This is a genomic window from Acinetobacter sp. AS5 (assembly GCF_048957595.1).
In the GTDB taxonomy this organism is placed as follows: domain Bacteria; phylum Pseudomonadota; class Gammaproteobacteria; order Pseudomonadales; family Moraxellaceae; genus Acinetobacter.
The window spans coordinates 40,487-63,241 of the sequence record NZ_JARDAL010000023.1; the positions used below are offsets into that span (position 1 = coordinate 40,487).

Annotated in this window: 20 protein-coding genes and 1 pseudogene; 16 read left to right on the top strand and 5 right to left on the bottom strand. The window is 42.4% G+C overall.

The features are described 5' to 3' along the window. The first annotated feature begins 134 nt into the window (after positions 1-134). The 6 genes and pseudogenes from PV763_RS09075 to PV763_RS09100 all read left to right on the top strand — a co-directional run bounded on the left by PV763_RS09075 (position 135) and on the right by PV763_RS09100 (position 4,997). Positions 135-1,358, top strand: coding sequence for an efflux RND transporter periplasmic adaptor subunit (locus PV763_RS09075; RefSeq protein ID WP_420937709.1), 1,224 nt, complete (start codon positions 135-137; stop codon positions 1,356-1,358). Beyond that, positions 1,355-2,578, top strand: coding sequence for an ABC transporter permease (locus tag PV763_RS09080; RefSeq protein ID WP_420937710.1), 1,224 nt, complete (start codon positions 1,355-1,357; stop codon positions 2,576-2,578). Before PV763_RS09075 ends, PV763_RS09080 begins: the two co-directional genes overlap by 4 nt. After that, a complete protein-coding gene (locus PV763_RS09085) occupies positions 2,571-3,287 on the top strand; it encodes an ABC transporter ATP-binding protein (RefSeq protein WP_420937711.1) in 717 nt (238 codons plus the stop codon). The genes PV763_RS09080 and PV763_RS09085 overlap by 8 nt, the downstream gene beginning before the upstream one ends. A 21-nt stretch (positions 3,288-3,308) precedes the next feature. Then, a complete protein-coding gene (locus PV763_RS09090; protein ID WP_253174452.1) occupies positions 3,309-3,671 on the top strand; it encodes a YidH family protein in 363 nt (120 codons plus the stop codon). Positions 3,672-3,711: 40 nt separating this feature from the next. Continuing rightward, positions 3,712-4,116: pseudogene (locus PV763_RS09095) on the top strand (DUF6691 family protein); the annotation flags it as partial. Positions 4,117-4,121: 5 nt separating this feature from the next. After that, positions 4,122-4,997 (top strand): MBL fold metallo-hydrolase, encoded by an 876-nt coding sequence (locus tag PV763_RS09100; RefSeq protein ID WP_420937712.1) that lies wholly within the window; start codon positions 4,122-4,124, stop codon positions 4,995-4,997. A 225-nt stretch (positions 4,998-5,222) separates the two neighbouring features. Here PV763_RS09100 and PV763_RS09105 read toward each other — a convergent pair whose 3' ends face one another. Next, entirely contained in the window at positions 5,223-5,723 is a 501-nt protein-coding gene (locus PV763_RS09105) for a Dps family protein (protein ID WP_004646199.1), read from the bottom strand. Positions 5,724-6,482: 759 nt separating this feature from the next. On the opposite strand from PV763_RS09105, the gene katE reads away from it, so the two are divergent. The 7 genes from katE to PV763_RS09140 all read left to right on the top strand — a co-directional run bounded on the left by katE (position 6,483) and on the right by PV763_RS09140 (position 13,472). Further along, positions 6,483-8,606: a catalase HPII gene (gene katE / locus PV763_RS09110; protein WP_420937713.1), complete on the top strand. Its 2,124-nt coding sequence runs from the start codon at positions 6,483-6,485 to the stop codon at positions 8,604-8,606. A gap of 72 nt (positions 8,607-8,678) precedes the next feature. Continuing rightward, positions 8,679-8,888, top strand: a complete 210-nt coding sequence (locus tag PV763_RS09115) for a hypothetical protein (protein WP_278357435.1) — start codon at positions 8,679-8,681, stop codon at positions 8,886-8,888. Positions 8,889-8,951: 63 nt separating this feature from the next. Continuing rightward, positions 8,952-9,935, top strand: a complete 984-nt coding sequence (locus PV763_RS09120) for an acyl-CoA dehydrogenase (RefSeq protein ID WP_420937714.1) — start codon at positions 8,952-8,954, stop codon at positions 9,933-9,935. Then, positions 9,923-10,708: a PIG-L deacetylase family protein gene (locus tag PV763_RS09125; protein ID WP_420937715.1), complete on the top strand. Its 786-nt coding sequence runs from the start codon at positions 9,923-9,925 to the stop codon at positions 10,706-10,708. The genes PV763_RS09120 and PV763_RS09125 overlap by 13 nt, the downstream gene beginning before the upstream one ends. Then, positions 10,698-11,312, top strand: a complete 615-nt coding sequence (locus tag PV763_RS09130) for a class I SAM-dependent DNA methyltransferase (protein WP_253172494.1) — start codon at positions 10,698-10,700, stop codon at positions 11,310-11,312. The genes PV763_RS09125 and PV763_RS09130 overlap by 11 nt, the downstream gene beginning before the upstream one ends. Beyond that, positions 11,309-12,022, top strand: a complete 714-nt coding sequence (locus tag PV763_RS09135) for a glycosyltransferase (RefSeq protein ID WP_420937716.1) — start codon at positions 11,309-11,311, stop codon at positions 12,020-12,022. Before PV763_RS09130 ends, PV763_RS09135 begins: the two co-directional genes overlap by 4 nt. A 205-nt stretch (positions 12,023-12,227) precedes the next feature. Continuing rightward, positions 12,228-13,472, top strand: a complete 1,245-nt coding sequence (locus tag PV763_RS09140; RefSeq protein WP_004646206.1) for an MFS transporter — start codon at positions 12,228-12,230, stop codon at positions 13,470-13,472. 27 nt (positions 13,473-13,499) lie between these two features. Here PV763_RS09140 and PV763_RS09145 read toward each other — a convergent pair whose 3' ends face one another. From PV763_RS09145 to PV763_RS09155, 3 genes are all read right to left on the bottom strand, one after another. Continuing rightward, complete coding sequence (locus PV763_RS09145; RefSeq protein ID WP_420937717.1) at positions 13,500-14,933, bottom strand: alpha,alpha-trehalose-phosphate synthase (UDP-forming); 1,434 nt, start codon at positions 14,931-14,933, stop codon at positions 13,500-13,502. Beyond that, complete coding sequence (gene otsB / locus PV763_RS09150; protein ID WP_420937718.1) at positions 14,890-15,771, bottom strand: trehalose-phosphatase; 882 nt, start codon at positions 15,769-15,771, stop codon at positions 14,890-14,892. The genes PV763_RS09145 and otsB overlap by 44 nt, the downstream gene beginning before the upstream one ends. Before the next feature lie 1,066 nt (positions 15,772-16,837). Continuing rightward, positions 16,838-17,032: a hypothetical protein gene (locus PV763_RS09155; protein ID WP_004730396.1), complete on the bottom strand. Its 195-nt coding sequence runs from the start codon at positions 17,030-17,032 to the stop codon at positions 16,838-16,840. 501 nt (positions 17,033-17,533) lie between these two features. Between PV763_RS09155 and sbmA the strand changes: the two genes are divergently transcribed. The 3 genes from sbmA (at position 17,534) to PV763_RS09170 (ending at position 21,350) form a co-directional block, all read left to right on the top strand. Beyond that, entirely contained in the window at positions 17,534-18,727 is a 1,194-nt protein-coding gene (sbmA, locus tag PV763_RS09160) for a peptide antibiotic transporter SbmA (protein ID WP_420937722.1), read from the top strand. Between the two features lie 618 nt (positions 18,728-19,345). Then, a complete protein-coding gene (locus PV763_RS09165) occupies positions 19,346-20,395 on the top strand; it encodes a hypothetical protein (RefSeq protein ID WP_420937719.1) in 1,050 nt (349 codons plus the stop codon). 466 nt (positions 20,396-20,861) lie between these two features. Continuing rightward, positions 20,862-21,350, top strand: a complete 489-nt coding sequence (locus tag PV763_RS09170; RefSeq protein ID WP_420937720.1) for a hypothetical protein — start codon at positions 20,862-20,864, stop codon at positions 21,348-21,350. A 257-nt stretch (positions 21,351-21,607) separates the two neighbouring features. Here the strand turns inward: PV763_RS09170 and PV763_RS09175 are convergent, their stop codons facing one another. After that, positions 21,608-22,690, bottom strand: a complete 1,083-nt coding sequence (locus tag PV763_RS09175; RefSeq protein WP_420937721.1) for an FRG domain-containing protein — start codon at positions 22,688-22,690, stop codon at positions 21,608-21,610. Positions 22,691-22,755 lie beyond the last annotated feature (65 nt).

Here is a 22,755-nt window from a genome sequence, read left to right on the forward strand (position 1 = left end):
CAACATTCTTTTCAAACTCAACAAAATACCTATAATTCCAATTAGAAACTTGTTGTAAATTAAACCTTAGGAAAAAAACAAATACAGTTTTGACTTTCTTATTTCAAATTAGACGAATCAACCGGAGATTCTCATTGCGCGCTGCCCGCTATAAAATTTTGCTCATTATCGTATTGCTACTGGCAGTAGGGTTTGCTCTATTTCGCTGGTGGCAGGGGCCAGTGGTGCCTAGTTATACGCTGAGTGCCATGCCGCTGGTACAAAATGTTGTTGCGACCGGACGTGTTGCGACAGTTTCACGTGCCCAGGTAGGCAGTGAAATTAGTGGTGTGGTTCTGCAACGTTTGGTGCAGGAAGGCGATCAGGTCAAACCGGGTGATCTGCTAGTGGTATTGAAATCGGATGAATTGCTGGCCCAAGTCAGACAGGCCGAGCTGGTATTGACCGAATTGGCAAGCAGCCGACGGCCACAGGCTGCAGCAGAACTGGCCAGTGCCAAAGCTCAGCTGGAACAGGCCAGCCGAGAAGCAGCACGTAGACGTAATGCAGAAGCCGGCATCCTGTCGAGGGAAGAAGTCGAACAGGCTGTGGAAGCAGAAAGAGTCGCGCGCAATAATTATGAGACAGCCCGGGTAAAAGCAGGCGCATTGGCTGCGGGTCAAGTCGAAGAAGCGTCGCTTCGGGAACAGCTGGCGGTGGCACAGGCGCAACTGGCCAAAACCAAGATTCGAGCGGCGGTCGCCGGTACAGTATTGACACGCGATGTCGAGCCGGGTGATCTGGTTCAGCCGGGACAAACTTTATTTACCATTGCGTTAACAGGGAATACAGAAATCCGGGTACCGCTAGATGAGCGGAATTTACCGCAACTCGCCTTGCAGCAAAATGCCACCGTAATTAGCGATGCCTATCCGGATCAGTCTTTCCCGGCCCGGATTAACTTTATTGCACCAAGTATCGATCCACAGCGAGGTACGGTAGAAGTCAGGTTAACTGTCAATCCCGTACCAGATTTTCTGCGTCAGGACATGACGGTATCGGTGAATGTCGAGACGGCCAAACGAGCACGGGCTCTGGCTATTCCGAATGATGCTTTAAGCAGTATCAAGGGAGATAAAGCCGTGGTCTTAATGGTACGTGATGGAAAAATACAGCGTCAGCAGATTACTTTGGGCTTGCGTGGCCTGGCCATGTCAGAAGTGAAATCCGGGTTGAGCGAGGGTGATCAGGTGTTGGTAGATGCCGAATCTTCATTGGAGGATGGCACCAGAGTTCGCTTAAAACCACACCAGAGTTCATTACAGAATTCTGCTGATATGGCCAATAGTAAAAATGAATTACCGGTGAACTTCGATTGAAAACTTTATTCGGGCGGCTCTGGATCGAATGGAAAATCGCGGTCAGTTTTTTGCGCGAGGGTCGCGCGCAGTCCATCATGATCACCATCGGGGTTGCCGTGGGCGTAGCGGTGATCGTCTTTATCACTGCGTTGATTCAGGGGCTGCAAGCCAATATTGTTGAACGAACCTTAGGTACACAGGCTCATATTCGTCTGCTGTCACCGGATGAAGTCAACCGGATTGTGTCACCTCCCGCCGGAACAGTGCAATTATTGCAGGAAGACAAACGGGCACAGCGCCTGCGTTCGATTAACAATTGGCAACAGATTACCGAAACACTAGACCAGTTGCCTGTACTGACCTCCGTCTCGCCGGTGGTGTCGGGGCCAGCTTTTGTACAACGTGGTGATGCGATCGAATCAGTGGCCTTGGTCGGGATGAATTTAGAACGTTATCAGCAGATCATTCCATTAAAAGAATATTTAATCAGTGGCCAGTTGCGGGTCGGCGCGGATGATGTACTGATTGGCAGTCAATTGGCCAAAGACCTCGGTGTTCAGGTCGGCAGCAAGTTGCGACTCGATACTGGCCAACAGAACAGTGCCTTGGTGAATATTGCCGGTATCTTTGAGCTGGGCGTGCGCGAACTGGATGCGCGTTATGTTTATCTGGATCTTAAGCAGGCGCAGTCCTTACTCGGTCTGCCAGGCGGGGTAACGGTGATTGACCTGACCATTGCCAATATTTTTGAGGCAGACCAGGTTGCCGCACAAGTCGGACGCCTGACCTCATTAAAAGCCGAAAGCTGGATTGAAACCAATGCCCAACTGATGAATGCCATTACCGCACAAAGCCTGTCCACCAATATGATTATTGTATTTGTCGCAATTTCAGTGGCTTTCGGGATTGCCAGCGTCATGTCCGTCAGTGTGGTGCAGCGCACCCGGGAAATTGGTATTTTGCGGGCGACAGGTGCAACCCAATCGCAAATCTTGAGAGTTTTTCTGTTTCAGGGCGCAATCTTTGGCTTGCTCGGTTCGGTGCTGGGCAGCATAGTCAGTTATGGTCTGGTGTGGGTATTTAATAATTTTGGGCCAGGATTATTCTATATTCCAATTTCGATTGAGCTGGTGATTTTGGCGCTATTATTGGCGACATTAACAGGCGTACTGGCTGCAGCGGTGCCATCACGCCGGGCCGCGGCACTCGATCCGGTGGAGGCGATTCGTCATGTCTGAGCAATCTCAGGAAGTCTTGCGTCTGGAAGCGCTACGCAAGTCTTATAATATTGGCCAGCCCAATGAGGTTGAGGTCTTGCATGGTATTGACCTGCGCATTGATCGCAACGACTTTGCCGCCCTCATTGGTCCTTCCGGTTCTGGGAAAAGTACCTTATTGAATATTCTGGGACTGCTAGATAAACCAACGAGCGGCGAGCTGTACTTGTTGGGACAACCTACCAGTGCGATGGATGACACCGGTCGTACGGCGCTGCGCGGCAACAGTATTGGGTTTGTATTTCAGTTTCACCATCTTATTCAGGCCTTTAGTGCACTGGATAATATTCTCATGCCTTTAATGATGGTGCATGGCAAACCCAATCAGCAGGCAATGCAACGCGCACGTGATTTACTCGCTGCAGTGGGGCTGGAAAAATTTGCTGAACGTAAACCGAATGAACTGTCTGGAGGGCAGCAGCAGCGGGTGGCCATTGCCCGGGCCTTGGTTACTGAGCCAGCATTATTATTGGCCGATGAACCGACAGGTAATCTGGATACCCAGACCGCGGCTGATATGTTTGAACTATTTCGTAAAGTGCATCGTGAACGCGACTGCGCCGTACTTTTGGTCACGCATGATCCGCGCTTGTCTGCCACTTGTGACCGTACCATCAATCTGGTCGATGGCCGGATTGAAAGCGATTCGAGCAATTCGCATCAAGATTAATCCAAACTATAAGGAACCAGAATGTCCAACTTACAGGATCCAAGAGTTTTATTTGCCTTAGAAAGAACTGCATTAGCCTGGAATCGTAGTGGGCTGACCTTGATTGCTTTTGGCTTTGTGATTGAAAAATCAAATTTACTGGCGCAACTGGTCGATCCGGAAAAATATCAGAATAAAATTGTTTATAGTCACTGGCTGGGAATTGCAGTCATTCTATTCGGTATGTTGATCAATATCGGTTCTATCCTGCAATATCGGGCTGGCCTCAGATCTTTGACCCCGGCAGAATTTATTTCTGACTATCAGACCCAGCATCCTGTTTTGTTAAATTTATTCACCGTGTTGACCGGAATATTGTTAATTATTTCATTCTGGATCAGTTGAAAGATGAATGCTGAAGAATGAATGAACATGTTCAGTCACCATTCCGGACTGGGTTAAATTTGAATGTTACTCGGTAGGCTTGATGATTTCTGGTATGGCCAATCCTGAAAAAGTTCTGGATTTCCTGGATATTTTTGGCGACTGGGATCCGAGTCTGGCCTTTGTGATGTTGGGCGCGATAGTGGTTGCCTTTATTCCATTTCAAAAAGCCAGTCGAAATCTGGCTACGAAAACTGTATTTGATGAACCGATCCAGTTACCGACCAATCAGAAAATTGATTCTAGACTGGTGACGGGCAGTCTTTTATTTGGTGTCGGCTGGGGAATTGCCGGTATTTGTCCGGCATCCAGTCTGACCTTGATCGGTTTAGGTCACTATCAGGCCGTTTATTTTATTCTTGCCATGCTGGCAGGGATTTACTTACATCGTCAATGGGCAGGAGCATCATCATGGGTCAGAGCGCTGTGGTTCAGGATTTTTTTCATGAAGATACCAATACATTTAGTTATATCGTGAGTGATCCGGCCACTGGAAAATGTGCGGTAATTGATAGCGTACTGGATTATGATGCTGCCTCAGCCAGCACCTCGACCACGCACGCGGATCGCATCATCGCCTATGTACGAGAACATGAACTTGAAGTTGAGTGGATTCTTGAAACTCATGTGCATGCTGATCATTTGACCGCAGCGCAATATCTGCATTCACAGTTGGGCGGCAAAATGGCCATGAGCCATCATATCTCTGTGGTTCAAGAGACCTTTGGCGCGATCTATCATCTGGACATCAAGCAGTTTAATCTTGCTCAGCCATTTGATTATCTGTTTGCTGATCATGAAGCATTCAGCATTGGTTCATTGCAGGCCTATAACATTCCGACACCGGGCCACACACCGGCCTGTCTCAGCTATGTGATTGGGGATGCGGTCTTTGTCGGCGATACCTTGTTCATGCCGGATTACGGCACAGCGCGCTGTGATTTTCCTAAAGGCAGTGCCGCGACTTTATTTGATTCGGTTCAAAAGCTGTATCAGTTGCCAGACGCCAACCGGGTATTTTTATGTCATGACTATTTACCGGAACATCGCGACTACTTTGTCTGTGAAACTGATATTCAGACCCAGAAGCAGCATAATGTCCATATTCACACTGGCACGGCCAAAGCTGATTTTATTGAAATGCGCCAGCAGCGGGATGCCAAATTGGGCATGCCCAAACTGATTTTACCGGCGATTCAGATCAATATGCGTGCCGGTCAATTTCCTGAAGCGGAAGAAAATGGAATTTCTTATTTAAAACTGCCCTTAAATTATTTCCATGCCTGAGATTTAAATAAACGCGGCATGAAAAAAGGATGTACGCGATTGCCTACATCCTTAAATTTTGACGGTTGAATGCTAATGATTCTGTCTTTTAGCTTGATCTAATCATTGAGCGCCGGTAAATCATACCTATTGAAAGCATCAGGATGAAACCGAACTTAGTGGCACTACCACAAGTTTGCGCTTCATCCTTGCATGAGCCTGATCTCAAATTTCATCCATCAGGTTTTATTGTTCCAGATTACTTCTCAACATCCAGGCAGTTTTTTCGTGTACTTCCAGTCTTTGCGTGAGAATGTCAGCAGTCGGCTGATCATTGGCTTCTTCAATGATCGAAAAAATACTTCTGGCGGTACGTGCCACAGTTTCATGTGCATCTACCAGTAAACGTATCATTTCTTCGGCTTTAGGCACACCTTCGACCTCTTTAATGGAGGTGAGTTTTACAAACTGTTTATAAGTACCGGGTGCTGCAAAGCCCAAAGCCCGAATACGTTCAGCAATGATGTCCAGCGCATTCCACTGCTCGGTGTATTGGGTCATAAACATGTTGTGCAGACTGTTGAACTGGGGGCCGGTGACATTCCAGTGAAAATTATGGGTCATCAAATACAGGGTATAACTGTCTGCTAAAAGTCTGGATAAACCGTCGACAATTTTGGCGCGATCATCATGCGAAATCCCGATATCAATTTTCATTGCTTTAGATTCTTTTTTAGAAGAGGCCATGCTCTTACTCCTTCAAACTTAACGCGATACTGTGTATTAAAATAAAGTCGGATGTAGTCGAAGCCCGAGCCAAGAGATGAAATAATCTCTATAACTTTGTATTTGATCTGAACAGGCTGATGGATTTAAGTGGTTATAAGTTATAGATATTAGATCAATATAAGGGCAGGAAGTTTAGTCATTATGTATAAGCAGGGCACAGGATTGTAACTATTTAAATCTGTCAAGTTTTGGCCATCTTCAGCGGTAGCACGTTAATTTCTTATGGCAAATTCAACTTCTAAAAAGTCCTAATCATTTCAAGATTGAAACATCGTGTTGCGTCATGAAGCCTATTTATGAGCAAGATCACATATCACCATACTGAATCTTTATTTCGAAATATCTCTGCGAAATTTTAATACTTTATTTTAAATTAATTATTTAGATGAAAATTTAAATCATCAATAAACCCAAAATTTATAAAAAATAACACAATGCTGCCTTAATTAAACAAGGCACTACAAACAATAATAAATCTCTTTCTCAAATGCAGTTATGTTAGGACACAGGCGAAACCAATAACAATAATCCCAGAAAAGCAAAAATGCTTCGAGTCAGCATATTCAGAAGAAATGTGAGGCTGATACAGGATCGGCTGTAGCAGATTGACTTGCGGGATGAGTTTGATTGGTCAAGCCATGCAACATATCAGCTCAAGCGACTTTGAGATAGACCAAAAATATCTGAACTAAACTCAAGCTCAGCAAGGAATACATCATGAAAATTAAGGCCAATAGCCCCGCGACTGGTAAAGACGGTTTAGACAAACAAAATACCAATAAAAAAAGTGAGCAGCTCGACGCATATCGCAGTGATGCGACCGAGCAGGCACTCACCACCAATCAAGGGGTTAAAATTTCCGATAACCAGAACAGTCTCAAGGCAGGCGTTCGCGGGGCGACCTTGATCGAAGATTTTATTCTTCGGGAAAAAATTACCCATTTTGACCATGAACGAATTCCTGAACGTATTGTGCATGCCCGCGGTGTCGGCGCACATGGCTATTTTGAGGCTTATCCGGGTAATGAAAAACTGACCAAGGCAGGCTTCTTGACTAACACCAGTGTGCAAACGCCAGTATTTGTGCGCTTTTCTACCGTACAGGGCCCGCGTGGTTCAGCAGATACGGTACGTGATATTCGCGGTTTTGCGACCAAGTTTTATACTGATGAAGGTAACTTTGATCTGGTAGCGAATGATGCGCCGGTATTCTTTATTCAGGATGGGATCAAGTTCCCGGATTTCGTACATGCAGTCAAGCCTGAACCTCAGACCGAGATTCCTACCGGTGCATCTGCACATGATACTTTCTGGGACTTTGTTTCCTTAGTCCCTGAATCTGCACATGCGGTGATGTGGGCCATGTCGGATCGGGGTATTCCGCGTAATTTAAGAGCCATTCAAGGCTTTGGTGTGCATACTTTCCGTTTTATCAATGCCGAGAATAAAGCGGTTTTTGTGAAATTCCACTGGACCCCAAAACAGGGTCTAGCCCAACTGGTCTGGGATGAAGCACAAAAACTGGCAGGTAAGGATCCGGATTTCCATCGTCGTGACTTATATGAAGCGATTGCATCCGGTAACTATCCGGAATGGGAACTGGGTGTACAGGTCGTTCCAGAAGAAGATGAGATGAAGTACGACTTCGACTTGCTGGATCCAACCAAAATTATTCCGGAAGAACTGGTGCCAGTGACACCGATTGGCAGAATGGTACTGAACCGTAATGTCGATTATTTCTTCGGTGAAACCGAGCAGGTGGCATTCTGTCCGGGACATATCGTACCGGGACTGGATTTTACCAATGATCCGTTATTGCAGGCACGTCTGTTCTCCTATACCGATACTCAGCTCAGCCGTTTAGGTGGCCCGAACTTCCACCAGATTCCAATCAACAAGCCAGTTTGTCCATTCCACAATAACCAGCGTGACGGTCTACATCAGCGTATTGTGCATACCGGTCAAGCCAGTTATGAGCCGAATTCGATTGACAATAACTGGCCGGCTGAAACTCCGTCCGCAGCACAAGGTGGTGGTTTTGAAAGCTATCAGGAGCGTATTGATGGACACAAGATTCGTCAGCGCAGTGAATCTTTCAGTGATCACTTTAGTCAGCCCCGCCTTTTCTATCGCAGTCAGGCACCTCATGAGCAAAAGCATATTGTCGATGCCTATGTCTTCGAGCTGAGCAAGGTGGAACGTAAATATATTCGTGAGCGTGAAGTTCTGGAAGTGCTCTGCAATATCGATCTGGACTTGGCTCAGCAAGTTGCTGATCAATTGGGCATTGAAATTCCGGCAGAGAAAAAGGCAGCAATATTGCCAGATGTGCAGATTTCACCACGCTTATCTTTCGAGGCATTTAAACCTGAAGATATTAAGGCACGCAAAATTGCGCTACTGGTGCACGACAAGGCCAATGAGGCCAGTATCAAAGCTGTTCAAGCCTGGGCAGAATCAGAAGGTGCTGTGGTCGATGTACTGACCCCAAAACCGGGTCCGGTACTGGGTCAGCAAGGCGAGGTGATTCCTTCCGATGGTATGCAAAAAGCAGAGCCATCCATCGCCTATGATGCTGTGGTGATTGCTGACGGTGACAATTACGATGTGGTAATGAAAGATGGTGTAGCGACTCATTATCTACTGGAAGCCTACAAACATTTAAAACCAATCGTGTTCTTGGGCGATAAAGGCAAGCTGATTGAACATTTACGCTTGGTTAGCGATGAAGGAACCTTGGCAAATGGGCAGTTTGCAGCAGTACAAGATAGCTTCAAGACTTTGATCTTGAACCATCGTGTCTGGGCGCGTGAAGCGATTGCGGAAGCAATTCCTGCTTAAACCACCCCTCCTATTATGTTGGAGGGTAGAGGCTCCGGCTTCTATCCTCCCGGTTTTTATATGGACGAAGAGATGGTGAAACCGGATGTCAAAAAGTTGTTGGCACAAGTTCAGCAAGCCAAATGGAGCAGAGAACAGGACATTTATCTCATTGAGCATAATCATTTGCCTTTAGCTGAACTCATGCAGCAACTCTGTTTCAATGAAGAGGAGATTAATGCAAGACGTAAGGTATTAGGATTAACTACACGTTTGAAACAAATGCGTAAGCTTTCTCACTAACTGAAATAACTGACTTTAAAAAAACACAAAAATATTCTCCGAATTTTATGAGGAACCGCATGCATGAACCTCGGTTCAATATTACAAAGATTTGAAACTTCTCCTCTGGAGCTACAAGAAAAAATTCACCACACTTTAATGGAGCTGGTGGAGATTTCCGCTCAAGTGCCTTATCCCGCTTCTGGAGCTACCTTAAAACGCTGGCAGATGCTTAGTCAGGTTTCGGCAAGCAATTTGAGCCTGGGCAAACTGTATGAATCGCATTTAGATGCTTTAGCTATTCTGCATGAACTGAATATTCCGGTAGAACAAAAAGGCTTATGGGCAGTATGGGCGGCAGAAGGCGGTCCCAAACCTTTAACATTGCAAGCAGGAAAGCTAAGCGGAATTAAGCCCTGGTGTTCTGCATCGGTCTGGGTGCAACACGGTCTGCTGACTTACCGTGATGAGCAGCAACAATCCCAATTACTGATTCTAGATTTGTCACAAGAAGGCATTCAGCATCATCAGGATGCCTGGCATGCAGTGGGCATGCAGCATACCTTGACTGCCCGGCTGGAACTGGATCAGGTTGAGGTGGAAAAAGTCGCAGCTTCAAATGCCTATCTGGACCGGCCCGGATTCTGGCACGGCGCCGCAGGTGTGGCCGCATGCTGGTATGGCGCAACTGTCCGTTTGGCTGAATATTTAAAACAGGCAGTATTGTTAAAATCGCATGCCTATAAGGCCATGTATCTCGGTGAAATCAGTCGGGAGCTTTTAGCGACACAGTCTTTATTTCATCAAGTTGCTGAATTAATTGATCAGCAGCCACAATACTCACATGAATTAAAGATACGCAGTCTGCGTGCTCAGGTTGAAGCAACGGCTTTAAATGTACTGACTCATGTAGGTAAGGCTCTTGGTGCTGCGCCATATTGCGAGCAGCCACATTTCGCCCGGCTTGCAGCAGATCTTCCGGTATTTATTCGTCAAAGTCATGCTGCATTTGACTTGGAGCGAATTGGTGAGTTAAGCGCCCAGGAGAAAGAACTATGGATATTATAAGACATGAGATTGTAGGTGATCGTGTCATCCATGGTGAAGGCACAAGGCTGGAAGAATGGCGTACCTGTGAAGTTTTGCAACAGATGCCGGAATTCGATATTCCTCAGGTTATTCCACCGGATGCCAGAGTCTGCATCATTGCCCCTCATCCTGATGATGAAATTTTGGGCTGTGGAGGCCTGATTCAGCGTCTGGACAAATTGGGCTATCAGATCGTACTTTTTGCCGTTACCAATGGGACAGCCAGTCATCCCGGCTCTAGTCTGTATACTCCCGAAGAGTTGAACCAGATTCGTCCTGCTGAAACGCGAGCAGCTTTAGAAGCGTTACCTTTAAAACAGAATATTCTGCGGATCGCTTTAGACATTGAGGATGGTAAAGTTGCAGAACAGCGGAATGTGTTGCAACAGCATCTGCAATCTTATCTGCAACCGAATGATGTGTTAATTAGCACATTTGTTCATGATGGACATCCAGATCATGAAATTACGGGGCAGGTCACACAGCAGCTGGCCACTGAACTTCATTTGCCCTGTATTCAGGTCTTGATTTGGGCATGGCATTGGGCAACACCTGGAGATACCAGAATTCCCTGGACCGTCGCTCATCAACTCAAATTAACTGAGGAAGAATTACAATATAAGTCTCGAGCTGCGCGGTGTTTCAAGAGCCAGATCGAGCTTGATCCGACGATAGATCAATCACCGATTCTGCCAGAGCAGGCATTACAACGTATTTTACAGCCCTGGGAGGTGTATCTGTATGAACAGTAAAGCAGCCTATGATCAGGAATATTTCGATGCCTTATATGCCCTGAATCAGGGAGATCCCTGGCAATATGAACAGCGTTGGTATGAACAGCGCAAACGGCAGATTTGTCTGGCGGTCTTGCCGCACTTGCAGCTTGACTCCGCGATTGAAATTGGTTGCAGTAATGGCGTCTTTAGTCAGGAACTGGCGCGGCGGACAAATAGCTTAATGTGTCTGGATGCCAATAATACTGCGATCCATTTGGCGCAGCAGCGTTTACAAGCTTATCCGCATGTACAGGTGTTACAGCGGATCGTGCCAGATGATTTGCCCGAACAAAAATTTCAGCTCATTGTCGTCAGTGAGATTTTATATTATCTAAATCCGATTGCTCTGCAACAGGTGCTGACATGGCTGCATACTGCACTGGAACCGGGCGGATGTATCTTGAGTTGTCATTGGCGCGCGCCGATCTCGGGATTTGGCTTAAATGGTGAAGATGTCCATCAGTATCTCAAAGCGCATTTAAACTATGAACATTGTTTAAGCTTGCAGGACTCCGATTTTTTGGTAGATCTCTGGCTGAATTCAGCGCAATCTGTGGCAGAGCAGGAGGGTTTGAGATGAAGAAAATCGGTGTGGTGATTCCGGCCTGTAATGAAGAAGCCTATATTGAACGCTGCCTATTAGCGTTAAAATCAGCACAAACTTATTTTTTTCAATACTTTAAAACAATAAAAAATCTTCCTGAAATTCATATTCTCGTGGTCTTGGATCATTGTACTGATAGTACCGCTGCTAAAGTTCAGCAAATGAACATTTCAGCTATCAGTTGCGACTTCCGAAATGTCGGTAAGGCACGCCATTTGGGCATTCAGCAAATGATCAAGCAAGGCTGTGACTGGATTTGCTGTACCGATGCCGATTCATTCGTACAGTGTGACTGGTTTCAGGTGATGTTACAGCATCAACCCACCGATGCGATTTGTGGTGTGGTCGAGCTGGATCAATGGGATCATTTAAGCCGGAAAACCCGTCAGGCTTATCTCCGACATTATCAGGACAGCATGGGACATCGGCATGTTCATGGCGCAAACCTGTGTTTTAAAGCTTCGGCTTATATACAGGTCAATGGGTTTCAGCAACTGGACTGTCATGAAGATGTCGATTTCATCCGTCGTTTAGAAAAAGCTGACGCGCAGATTGTTTGGTCGAATCAGCTGAGAGTCACTACCAGCAGTCGTCTTAGCTCAAAAATTGCTGCAGGTTTTGCCCATTTTCTGCAAAAACTTGAGCTTAAGCAGGCCGCGAAAAAACCGATCAGCCTGTGCAAATAAAAGCATAAAACTATAAATTTTATACAATCAGATACTTGTAAAAAATCTTAAAATTCGTGTCTAAAAACTATTCCATTTAAATTTATTCTGTTTATAATTCACGCAAATTCAGCCCCGCAAACTTATACATTCTAGCTATAAGTCTGTGGGGTTTTTCTATGGATGAACGGTAATGGATGCCTGAGCCTTCTTTTTTGGTAATACAATGTTCAATCAAACACTGCTTTCTCGAATTCAGTCTCCATCACCATATCTATGGCAGAAAATAGCGACTGCGTTATGCTTCTTTAGCTTGGGCTTTAGTACTGCGGCTTGGGCACCCTTAATTCCATATGCACAGCAGCGCCTGTTATTAAATCATGCTGATTTTGGCCTGTTATTGCTGTGTGCCGGAATCGGTTCAATGCTGGCGATGCCGCTGGCCGGTCGACTGGCCAATGCCTTGGGTTGCCGTGCTGTTTTGGCCGTAATTCTCAGTGCATTTTTATTTATTTTGCCTGCTCTGGCTTATAGTCCGAATCATTTAATGATGGCAATCAGCCTGTTTTTCTTTGGTGCCAGTGCCGGTGCTTTGGGCGTGACTGTCAATATCCAGGCTGCACAGATTGAGAAAAAACTCGGTAAAAGTTTAATGTCGGGTTTTCATGGCGTATGTAGTTTAGGTGGTCTGGCAGGCGTACTGGGCATGACCATGTTAATGGGACTTGGCTTGGCGCCTTTAACCGGTGCGGTGATTGTCAGTGTAATTTTGCTGCTTATTGCCTTATTCGCTGTTCCTTTAAGTTTGGGTGCTGAGCCAAAAACAGCGGTAGAAGAAACATCACCAGAACAACCGGTAAAAAAAGCAGCACCGACCTGGGCAATTTTAGGTATTGGTCTGATCTGTTTTGTGGCTTTTCTTTCGGAAGGTGCCGCCATGGACTGGAGTGGTATTTATCTTGCTACTGAGTTCAGCCTGCCTGCGGCGCAAACCGGTCTGGCTTATAGTTTCTTTGCGGGTTTGATGGTACTAGGACGTTTTAGCGGTCACCTGATTATTCAGCAGTTTGGTGAAAAAAATACGATTCTGTTAAGTGCACTCTTGGCTGCAACTGGTTTATTAACCGTGGTTTTTGCCCCAGTCTGGCAAGTGGTGTTGGTCGGCTATGCGATTTTAGGTTTAGGTAGTGCCAACATTGTACCGCTGATGTTTTCCCGTGCAGGACGTCAGAAAACTTTGGCTTCACATGTGGCATTGTCTTATGTATCGGTATTTGCTTATACAGGTTCGTTGATTGGGCCAGCATTGGTCGGCTTTGGTAGTGAAATCATCGGATTGAGTCTGGTATTTAGCGTGATTGCGATTGGTCTATTGAGTATTGTGATTTTGAATCATTTCACTGCAGACCCAAGCGAAGTACAACAAAGCGAAGAGATTGTGGCTCCTCTTCAAAATGAAACACCAGCTTAATGCTGGTGTTTTTTTTTACTTAAAAATTTAGGCATGCATACTGAACTGGTTTGAAACTCCTGCAGCCACCGGACGATAGATCCGCAAGCTTTGTGAGTTTTTCAGGTCAGTAATAAACTGATCACGCCAGCGAATAATATCGAAATTTTTCAAGCCTTGGCTTAAATAACGATAGCGCTCTAAACGTTCTGATTTAGACATGCGCAGCGCCTTCTTCAAAGCTTTAGCCATACTGTCATGCTCATAAGGATCGACTAGTAAGGCTTCTTTCATTTGTTCAGCAGCACCGGCATATTTAGATAGAATCAAGACACCCGGATCTAAAGGATCCTGTGCTGCAATATATTCCTTGGCGACCAGATTCATGCCATCCCGGATCGAATTTACCCAGCAGATATCTGCCTTACGATACAGTTGCATCAAGGCCTCATGACCCAAGGTGTCATAGCTGCAATCGAAGGGTAACCAGTCTGCTGTGCCATGCTGGCTATTGAGTTCATGCACGGCAGATTTAAATTGCGTATACAGGTTCTTATAGGTCTTTACATCCAGTCGGCATGGGCAGGCAATTTGTAATTGCTGGAATTGATTTTTAAACTCTGGTTGATCTTCCAACAAGCTCTGCAAAGATCCGATTTTCTCCAATAAGCCTTTACTATAATCAATCCGGTCAACTGAAATGATGGTTTTATAAGGCTGCACTTTATCCAGGTCAAAGGGAAGTTTTTCCAGATGACTATCTGAGGCCTGATTCTGAAGTTGCACAGGATGCACACCAATCGGATAGCATTTCACATGAATCTTTCGAGATTGATAATTCAGGATTTCATTGTGACGATGCTGCACTTTTAAGGTCTGTTCAAGGAAATTTAGACAATTTTCCTGATCGCGAGAGGTCTGTAAACCCAGTACATCGTAGTTGGCCAAATGATGTGCCAGATCGCGATGGGCGGCTAAAGTCTGCCATAGCCTTAGTTCAGGAAAGGGAATATGCAGGAAAAAGCCAATACGGTTACGCATGCCCAGTTTACGGCAATAATGCGCCACGCTTAAAAAATGATAATCATGGATCCAGATAATGTCATGTGGAGATGCTACCTGTTTCAGGTGCTTGGCAAAGCGTAAATTGACATCTTGATAGATCTTAAAATCCTGCGGCTGATAATCTACAAGTTGATGCTGATCGTGCATCAGCGGCCACAATGCATTGTTGGCAAAACCACAATAAAAGCCTTTATATTGGGATTCAGTCAATGGACTCGTGTGATATTCAACATTTTGATGCTTCAGGATTTGAAACTTCTGCTCTTTCGTCTGGTCAACTCGGGATCCATTCCAGCCAACCCAGATACCGCCTATATCCTGCAAAGCATCCTGCAATGCCACCGCTAATCCACCTGCCTGTGTATTGTCTGACTTAGGTAGATTTACACGATTTGATAACACTATGAGTTTCGACATGTAATTTCTCCAATAATAATTGTTGTTGTGCTTTCAATATTTCTAAGAATTCCGCTAGAAAAGCCTGTACTTGAGTCACGTTTTCGAGGCGATGTTGTGCCACGGTGTTGCCTGTACCGACTTTGATAGAGCAGCCTTTGAATGTGTTGATGACTTGAAAACCGGCTTCGTCGGTCAGGTCATCTCCGATAAAAATGGGGTAATGATCACTTAAGTGATATTGCTGAATGATTTGTTGGATGGCTGAACCTTTATTTGCACCTTTGGGCACCAGTTCAAATACAAACTTTCCAGCCTTAAGTTCAAAATCCTGAAAATGGGCGAGACAATCTAAGGCAAATGCATGCACTTGATGCTCTAAATGGGGATATTCGCGAAAATGCAGGGCGACTGAATAGTCTTTAATTTCTATTCGAGTCTGAGGAATATTATTACTATGATCTGTAATATAATTTTTTAATAATTCAAACGGTTCAGGATTTAACTCAATTAACTTGCTTAAACGCGATTGATAGCTTAATTCCAGACCGTGAGAACCGGCAATATTCCATTCAAATGGATAAATAAGATTTTTGGCTTGTGCAATTGAGCGGCCGGTCACTAATACTAGCTGAATATATTGTTGTAACTCTTTTAAGGTATTTAAGGTTTCGCTCTTAATTATACTTTTTGCTGGATCTGGGTGGAATTCAGAAATGGTTCCATCAATATCAAGAAATAAAACAATTTTGTGAGAATAAATAATAGGTTTGAGCTGATTTAAAATCACTTGAGGTAATATATAAGAAGATGTAGCAAGTGAATCTTCTAGGTCTTGATCTTCTTTGAGAGTCGACATAAATACTACCTAAGCCTCTGAAATTAAATTGATTTAAAAGTTAAAACTACCTGAATGGTCATTGATCTGATTAAATTTATAACATATTTCATTTAACAGGCTGGCTTTAAGTGCAGAAACGAAACACTTTTAACAAGTACAGTTACTTTGTAAAATTTAGAAATATTTTGGTAGAAATCCAGTATTGTTAATAAATTTTAAAAATAAATTATGAAGATTTTATATTTTAAGGGTTTCCTGGATTAAGTGTTTTTCAGGATTTTAGATAATAAGATTTATTATTTAAGCCTTATTTTTTTAATATGTATTTTTGTAATTAATTTTTAAGAAATAGTATTTATTATTAATTTATATTTTATTTTTTAAATATATGGGGATATTTAATTTTGAGATCCTTTTAAAGATAAAAATCTAAAAAAATTATAAATTAGGCATATGTAATTAAAATATTTAACTTAAGTTTATGAAAATTAATGATTTTTATAATTGGCTAAGCTGGCTTAAAAGGAAAAGTACTAAAATTGTCTAGAGGAAAATTTCGTATCATCAAATTTTCTTGGGACCAAGTGGAGAGCTATACAATTTAAACAGCCTCTTAATTTAGCGTCTCAGATTAATTTTTTAATTCTTATTGGTAAATTTTATCAGAGGATAAAAAATCGAAGAAAGACGAACGCCAGTTCTATTACTAAACTCTGAAAATAACTTGAATATTCTTTTTTTTGAATCGAAGTGTATGTGTTAGATGAAGTTGAGCTAAACAGAGAGGAGAGATTTAAAGCTATGATTGTAATAAAAGAGCAGATACAGAAGACCAGAAACAGATCATCAGTGATCTCATATAGATCAAAAAACTAAGTGATGTTTCAATTAAAAGAAATTTTTCTACTCAAATGGATGAGTCAGTTTAAAAGCAGTAAATGATGAGAGAAGAGGAAAGAAATAATTTTTTGAAAAAATAATGAAAGAGCAATCAAAGTGGAGAGAAGCTAAGGGCCGTATCATATAAGTAAGTTAAAAAACCAAACTCAGATACAACCCGTCTATTTGCATGAGAGAAAAATACTCAGATTTCTCGCCACACTTCATTTTCGTCTTTTAAAGGAATGGTAAAGTTAAAGTCATCATCATTACTAACCAGAAGACTGGTTGGAGTCTGCATGACTACTTTCAAAACAGTACCTGCTTCAAAAATAATAGGATCGCAGTTTTCTTTTTGTAGAGTCACCGGTTTAAGTAATTCAATTACTGAACTTTCCATAGTTTTTTCCAAAATAAGATTACTTTTCGATAATTAAATCATATCATGATTTTTGAAAATTTAACTGTTTCTTCAAAAACTGAGAACTTGATCAATGACTTATTCAAATAAAGAGAAGTGTTCTATTTAGGTAAAAGATACCTAAAAGACATGCGGTATGCCTGATTTTCATCCTATTCTCGTAGTACTCAGAAGCATAAAGTTCTTTTACATAAACCCGACAAATAACAAGGATAAAAAAGCCTACCAAAATACAAAAGGTCAAAAACATGATGATTTTTCTGTTTTTTGATATCGCTCTGCTGAATGATAAAAATCGAGAATATAAGGAAAATCATAAGGCAGACCTGAATGATAAAAATAAGTTTCTAGAGACTGATACCCTTCTATCCTTTTTGACACTAAATTGAAAATTAATGCTTTATAACAGTAAAAATCTAAAATAAGAATAAACTAGGCGTCATTTGGATGACCAAGAGACATAAGGAGAACTGGGTCGGCATGTTTAAGTCATTTTTTCCGCAACCCGTCTGGTTTTTTAGCAGCCTGATTTTGTGGTTTATCATTAATCTTGTGCTTTGGCATAGTGGCGGATCAGGATGGGGGACCTATCTGGGTTTTCCTGAAGGTTATTCTGATGAAAAGCTTACTATTGGCATCAGTCGGTTCTGGTCGGCTCAATTCATCTGGTTCTATCTCTGGTATTTCATTGCAACTACGATATTTGCGCTGTTCTGGCAATGGAAAGCCAGACACCGATGGCAGCGCTGGTCGGTCTGGGGCTCGGCATTTATTCTATTTAATATCTGGTTCGGGGTACAGGTCAATGTCGTATTAAACGAATGGTATAGCCCGTTTTATGATCAGATTCAACAAATGCTCACTAAGGGTGGTGGGGATGTTTCATTGCTGTATCAAGGCGCATTAACCTTTATTTATATTGCGATGGTTTATGTCACTTTAGCGGTATTTAACCTGTTTTTTGTCAGCCATTATGTCTTCCGCTGGCGTACCGCGATGAATGATTATTACACCGCACATTGGGAGCAGTTACGTCATATTGAAGGTGCATCACAACGTATCCAGGAAGATACCATGCGCTTTGCCAAAACCACGGAGCAGTTGAGTGTTTCCTTGATTGAAGCGCTGATGTTGTTGATGGCATTCCTGCCAATCTTGTATCAGCTTTCTAGTCATGTGAAAGTTTTACCGATTGTAGGGGAAATACCGCATGCTTTAATGTGGGCCTCGATCGGTTGGGCGGTATTGGGTACGGTCATTTTAATGGTGGTGGGAATGAAGCTGCCCGGATTGGAGTTTAATAACCAGAAAGTTGAGGCAGCCTATCGTAAAGAGCTGGTCTATGGCGAAGATTATGCTGATCGTGCACATCCGCTGACACTACAAGAACTGTTTAGCCGAGTACGCTGGAATTATTTCCGTTTGTATTTTCACTATGCTTATTTCAACATGGTTCGGATCTGGTACTTGCAGTTGGACAATATTTACGGATTATTTATTCTGTTTCCAAGTATTGCAGCAGGGGCAATTACTCTTGGTTTGATGATGCAAATCCTGAATGTGTTCGGCAAAGTGCGGGAATCTTTCCAGTATCTGATTCTGTCTTGGCCGACGATTATTGAACTGATGTCGATCTATAAACGCTTAAAAGCATTTGAATCACATATTGATTAATTTTTTCTCATATTATTATCCTGCTTTATCAGCCAAACAGTTTTAGGTTTGGCTTTTTTATGGCGAGTTAGTTTACAAAATCCAATGGAAAATATCGATCTAACCGTTGGTCAGATGACTTGGGTAAATCGTGTCACAACCTCCCAATATTGGGGTATTCAGATATTTTTTTCTTGTCTAGAATCCTAAGGGCCAGCCAAGATGGCGTTTAATTTCCGGTGGTTTGACGTATAAAAATAACAAGTGTACGTTGAGGAAATTATTCTTATGCTGATCTTGTTCAGGCAATGTTATAGCGGATAAAAGGTAAATTTATTACCCATTATAATAAAGGTCTGTAGCGTTCCCTGAATAAGCCGCCGGAGAAGGACTCACCGCCTTCTTCGGTTTTTTATGTGTTTTTTCTATCTTTTTCTTGAGTCCTGAATGGAATTGTTTATTATTTGATCTTGGTTAAAAATGATACTTGTGTCAGTTTTTATCACATGAAGCTTGGCATAATCAGCAAAGTTGAGGCTGATATGTGCTTTTTTACCGTTTAAATATTATAGTTATCAATACCTTGTGTTTGTTGTTTTGTGCTATTTAAGCTATGTTATACGGGATTTTGGGGTTGAGATGTTTGCTGTGAAGCTAAAAGTAATAATTCTAATAATAGGGGCAGCAGGTTTAGCTGGATGTAATAGCGTGAATCGGTTGAAATCAGAGGTTTTACATCCTTTTGCCAGTCCGGAAGAGCTGATTGCCAAGCGGGCTTTGAATCAACGTGATGGTGGTGCAAAAGATTATGTTTATCTTTGGGGGCAAGCACAGAAAAATAACACGACTCAGGCCATGTATCCGCGTTCGATACTGACGCAATATTGTCATGAACAGGGCGGTAAATTTTCCCTGCTGTATAAAAGTAATTTTAGTGCAGTGTCAGATGTTGCCCAGCGCAAACGCCTGAGTGCCAATCGGGGTGTTGTACAAGGTAGCGGTGCCTATCAGTGTCGTATGGATGATCTGACTGAAAGCTGGATTGTCTCGATTGAGCCAACTTCTGAACGACAAATTGATAAAACCAGCCAGACGCGTAGTGTTCGACTACTCACTCGGGTCATGAGTCCTTCTCAAGCAAAAAACTTTTATCGTCCAACTAAAGCCAGGGTTGCTTTGGAGCAAACCAAATCTGCATCGATAAAAACCACGACTCCTCCTAAGACTCCTGCCGCAAAGGCGACGAATGAACTGAAGGAATCAGCACGTAAAGAGCTGGAGAGGAAAGAATTAGAGCGAAAGGAATTAGAAAGAAAAGAGTTAGAGAAAAAAGAAGCAGAGAAAAAGCAGCTAGCAGCGGCATCAGCTCGAGCTACGGTAGCAGAAACACCGCAACAATATCAGATGAAGATTTATGTGGCAGCGCGACGTGATATTAACAGTGGCAAGAATCTGAATAATGCCTGTAACAACGCCCAGCGTGCCTATAACTATGGCAAATTGCAGGGCACAGAGGGAACACGTGTCTATACTGAATCAGGGATGCTAGTTGCTCGCTGTCTGAACAGTATTCCGGTCTATGCCAGCCGTTTCCCGAATGCTAAAGCACAATCCAAGCGGATTTTGCAGAATTTGGCCAATAATTATAATCATGCCGGAGCCAAGAATCTTTTGAGGCAGTTAAAATAAGCGCGGGATCAAAAGACTTAATCCAAAATCCGTATGATCCTTTTGACGATCGAGAAGATAGGCGCAAAAATCTGCTCGATCCGACGGGAGAGAGCAGAAGAAAGCCCGCTTGGTTTAGTGGGGAGATCACGTGATCCGAGAATCTCCTTCCGCGATGTCGGATGGATGAATAAAAATACGATCAAGACGAAAAAAAGGACAAGTCCCCACAGTATGATGCTGTGAAATATGTTGGTATTCATAATTATAAGTTTTTATTTTTATTGTTTTAGTCTAAATCATAGCGCTAAGTTTGACTGATCAATATCCTCACCTGATGAATAGCAATATGGACATCAGAATGATCATCCAAGTGTTGTAAATCTGGGTTAGATTTTACAGAGTTCTATCAGTTTATTGCCCTGTTCCATGCTACAACTAGCTGGTTTCATATCATTGGCCGGACATCGAAGAACAGGAAATTATGATGGCGCATAAATCTTTCACAAAGCTTCGTAAATTTTTAATAAGTGCAACATTATTAGGTACGACTCAGGTTGCCATAGCAGGTCCAACAATTGATCAGCTCAGTGACTGTCTGATGAAATCTACTACAGCCACGGATAAAACCACGGTCTTGCAATGGACCTTTGTGGCATTGGGTAATCATCCCGACTTAAAGGCTTTTAGTAATGTGACCGCGACTCAAAAGGAAGCATTAGATAAGAATCTGGCGACGGTGTTGCAGCGCATTTTAGTGGAGCAATGTTCAGCACAGACCAAGGCGGTAATTCAAGCTGAAGGTTTACAGGCTGTCGGCGACAGTTTTCAGGCTTTAGGCAAAACCACAGGTGAGGAAATTTTAAAGAATCCTGAAATTAATAATCAGCTCAAAGGTGTGCTGCGTTATATCGACTTAAATCGTGTTGCACAGACTTTTTTGACACCGGATTTGTTGAATAAGTTGGGGTTGTAAGAGAGATGTAAGACTCTTTTTGATCTAGTAAATCCTCTTCCTAACCCTCACTTGCGCTTCGTTTTAAAGCAGTGCTTTAAAACTTGCTCAGGAGAGGGAACCACGTGTATCAAATTGATTACGTGACACTCCCTCTCCCGTTGGGAGAGGCCTGGGGTGAGGGAACTAGTCATGCATAAAAAGGACTTTGAGAGTTGGATGCGTCCTAAGTCTTCGAGTTTGGTGATAGAAGATACTTTTTTTGATGGTCATATTTATTAGCTGTCTAATTCAAGCTTTTCCTTTATATATTTTGCTGAATTTTCAATATCAGGATAAATAGTAGCTTTATTTATACCTAATAAATCTAACTCTTTTAAAATATTAATTTTATCCTTATATTTGATTTTAAATTTAATAATATCAATATCAGGATGAGTGGTAGGATCTAGCTCATGATCATAACCAAACAGTAGGAATGAACCTGCCTGAGCTTGAATGCGTTTATCAATTTTTTTACCTTTTACACAAATTATTTTTTTTAGGTCATTCGATTCGATTCTTGGTTTAAAATATGGTTTTTCACTTTTGATAAAATGTAAATATTGTTCACATACTTTATCACTGGAGGGTAACCTAGGTTTTTTTATAATTATTTTTTCTATGTAATCTTTTTGTGTGCTATTTAATTTAACAATGTTTGAAATACAGGTAACTTTATCTGAATCAGAAAAATTGATAGCTTCTTTTTTTATAAGAAATAAAATTACTTCACCAGTGCTAAAAACTTTTTCATAATATTTGAAGTCCTTTACAATTATTTCATTGTTTGAAGGTAGAGTGGGTCGCACAGCCAAAAGATTTAGATCAAAATGTTCATCAGGAAGTTCAGAGGCAAAATACAGAGCAGTTAGTGGATTACTTGAAATATCTAATAATCTAGTTGGCATTCCATAGTGTTGCATTCTCGTTAAAGTGTCTATGGCAGCTGGCTCTTGATTAAAAAAACTAGGCTCAGCTGTAATCAATTCTCTATAAAGTATATGTTCACTTCTTTCATAAATTTTCCCTTTCGTACCGAATGATCTAAAGATTGACGGAGTTAATCTATATATGTCTTTAGAATGACCACGAAAAAAAACCTCATATTTTCTATCTGATTTTATTGACCGTGTTGTTGAAATGATTAAGTCAATATATTGTGAAACATTGGTAATATATATATTATTAATATTAGGAATATTGATGCTTGATTGAGAGCTTATTTCACTTGAAGAAAATCCAGATGGTTTAATTTCTTGAGTTTTATTATTTGAGATTTCTTTAAAATTTTCTCGATAATTATTGATGGGCGAATTCAAACATGAGGTGCGACAGTTTCAAAAGCCATATGATAATCAACAAGCTGAGCAAATTTCTCTAATGG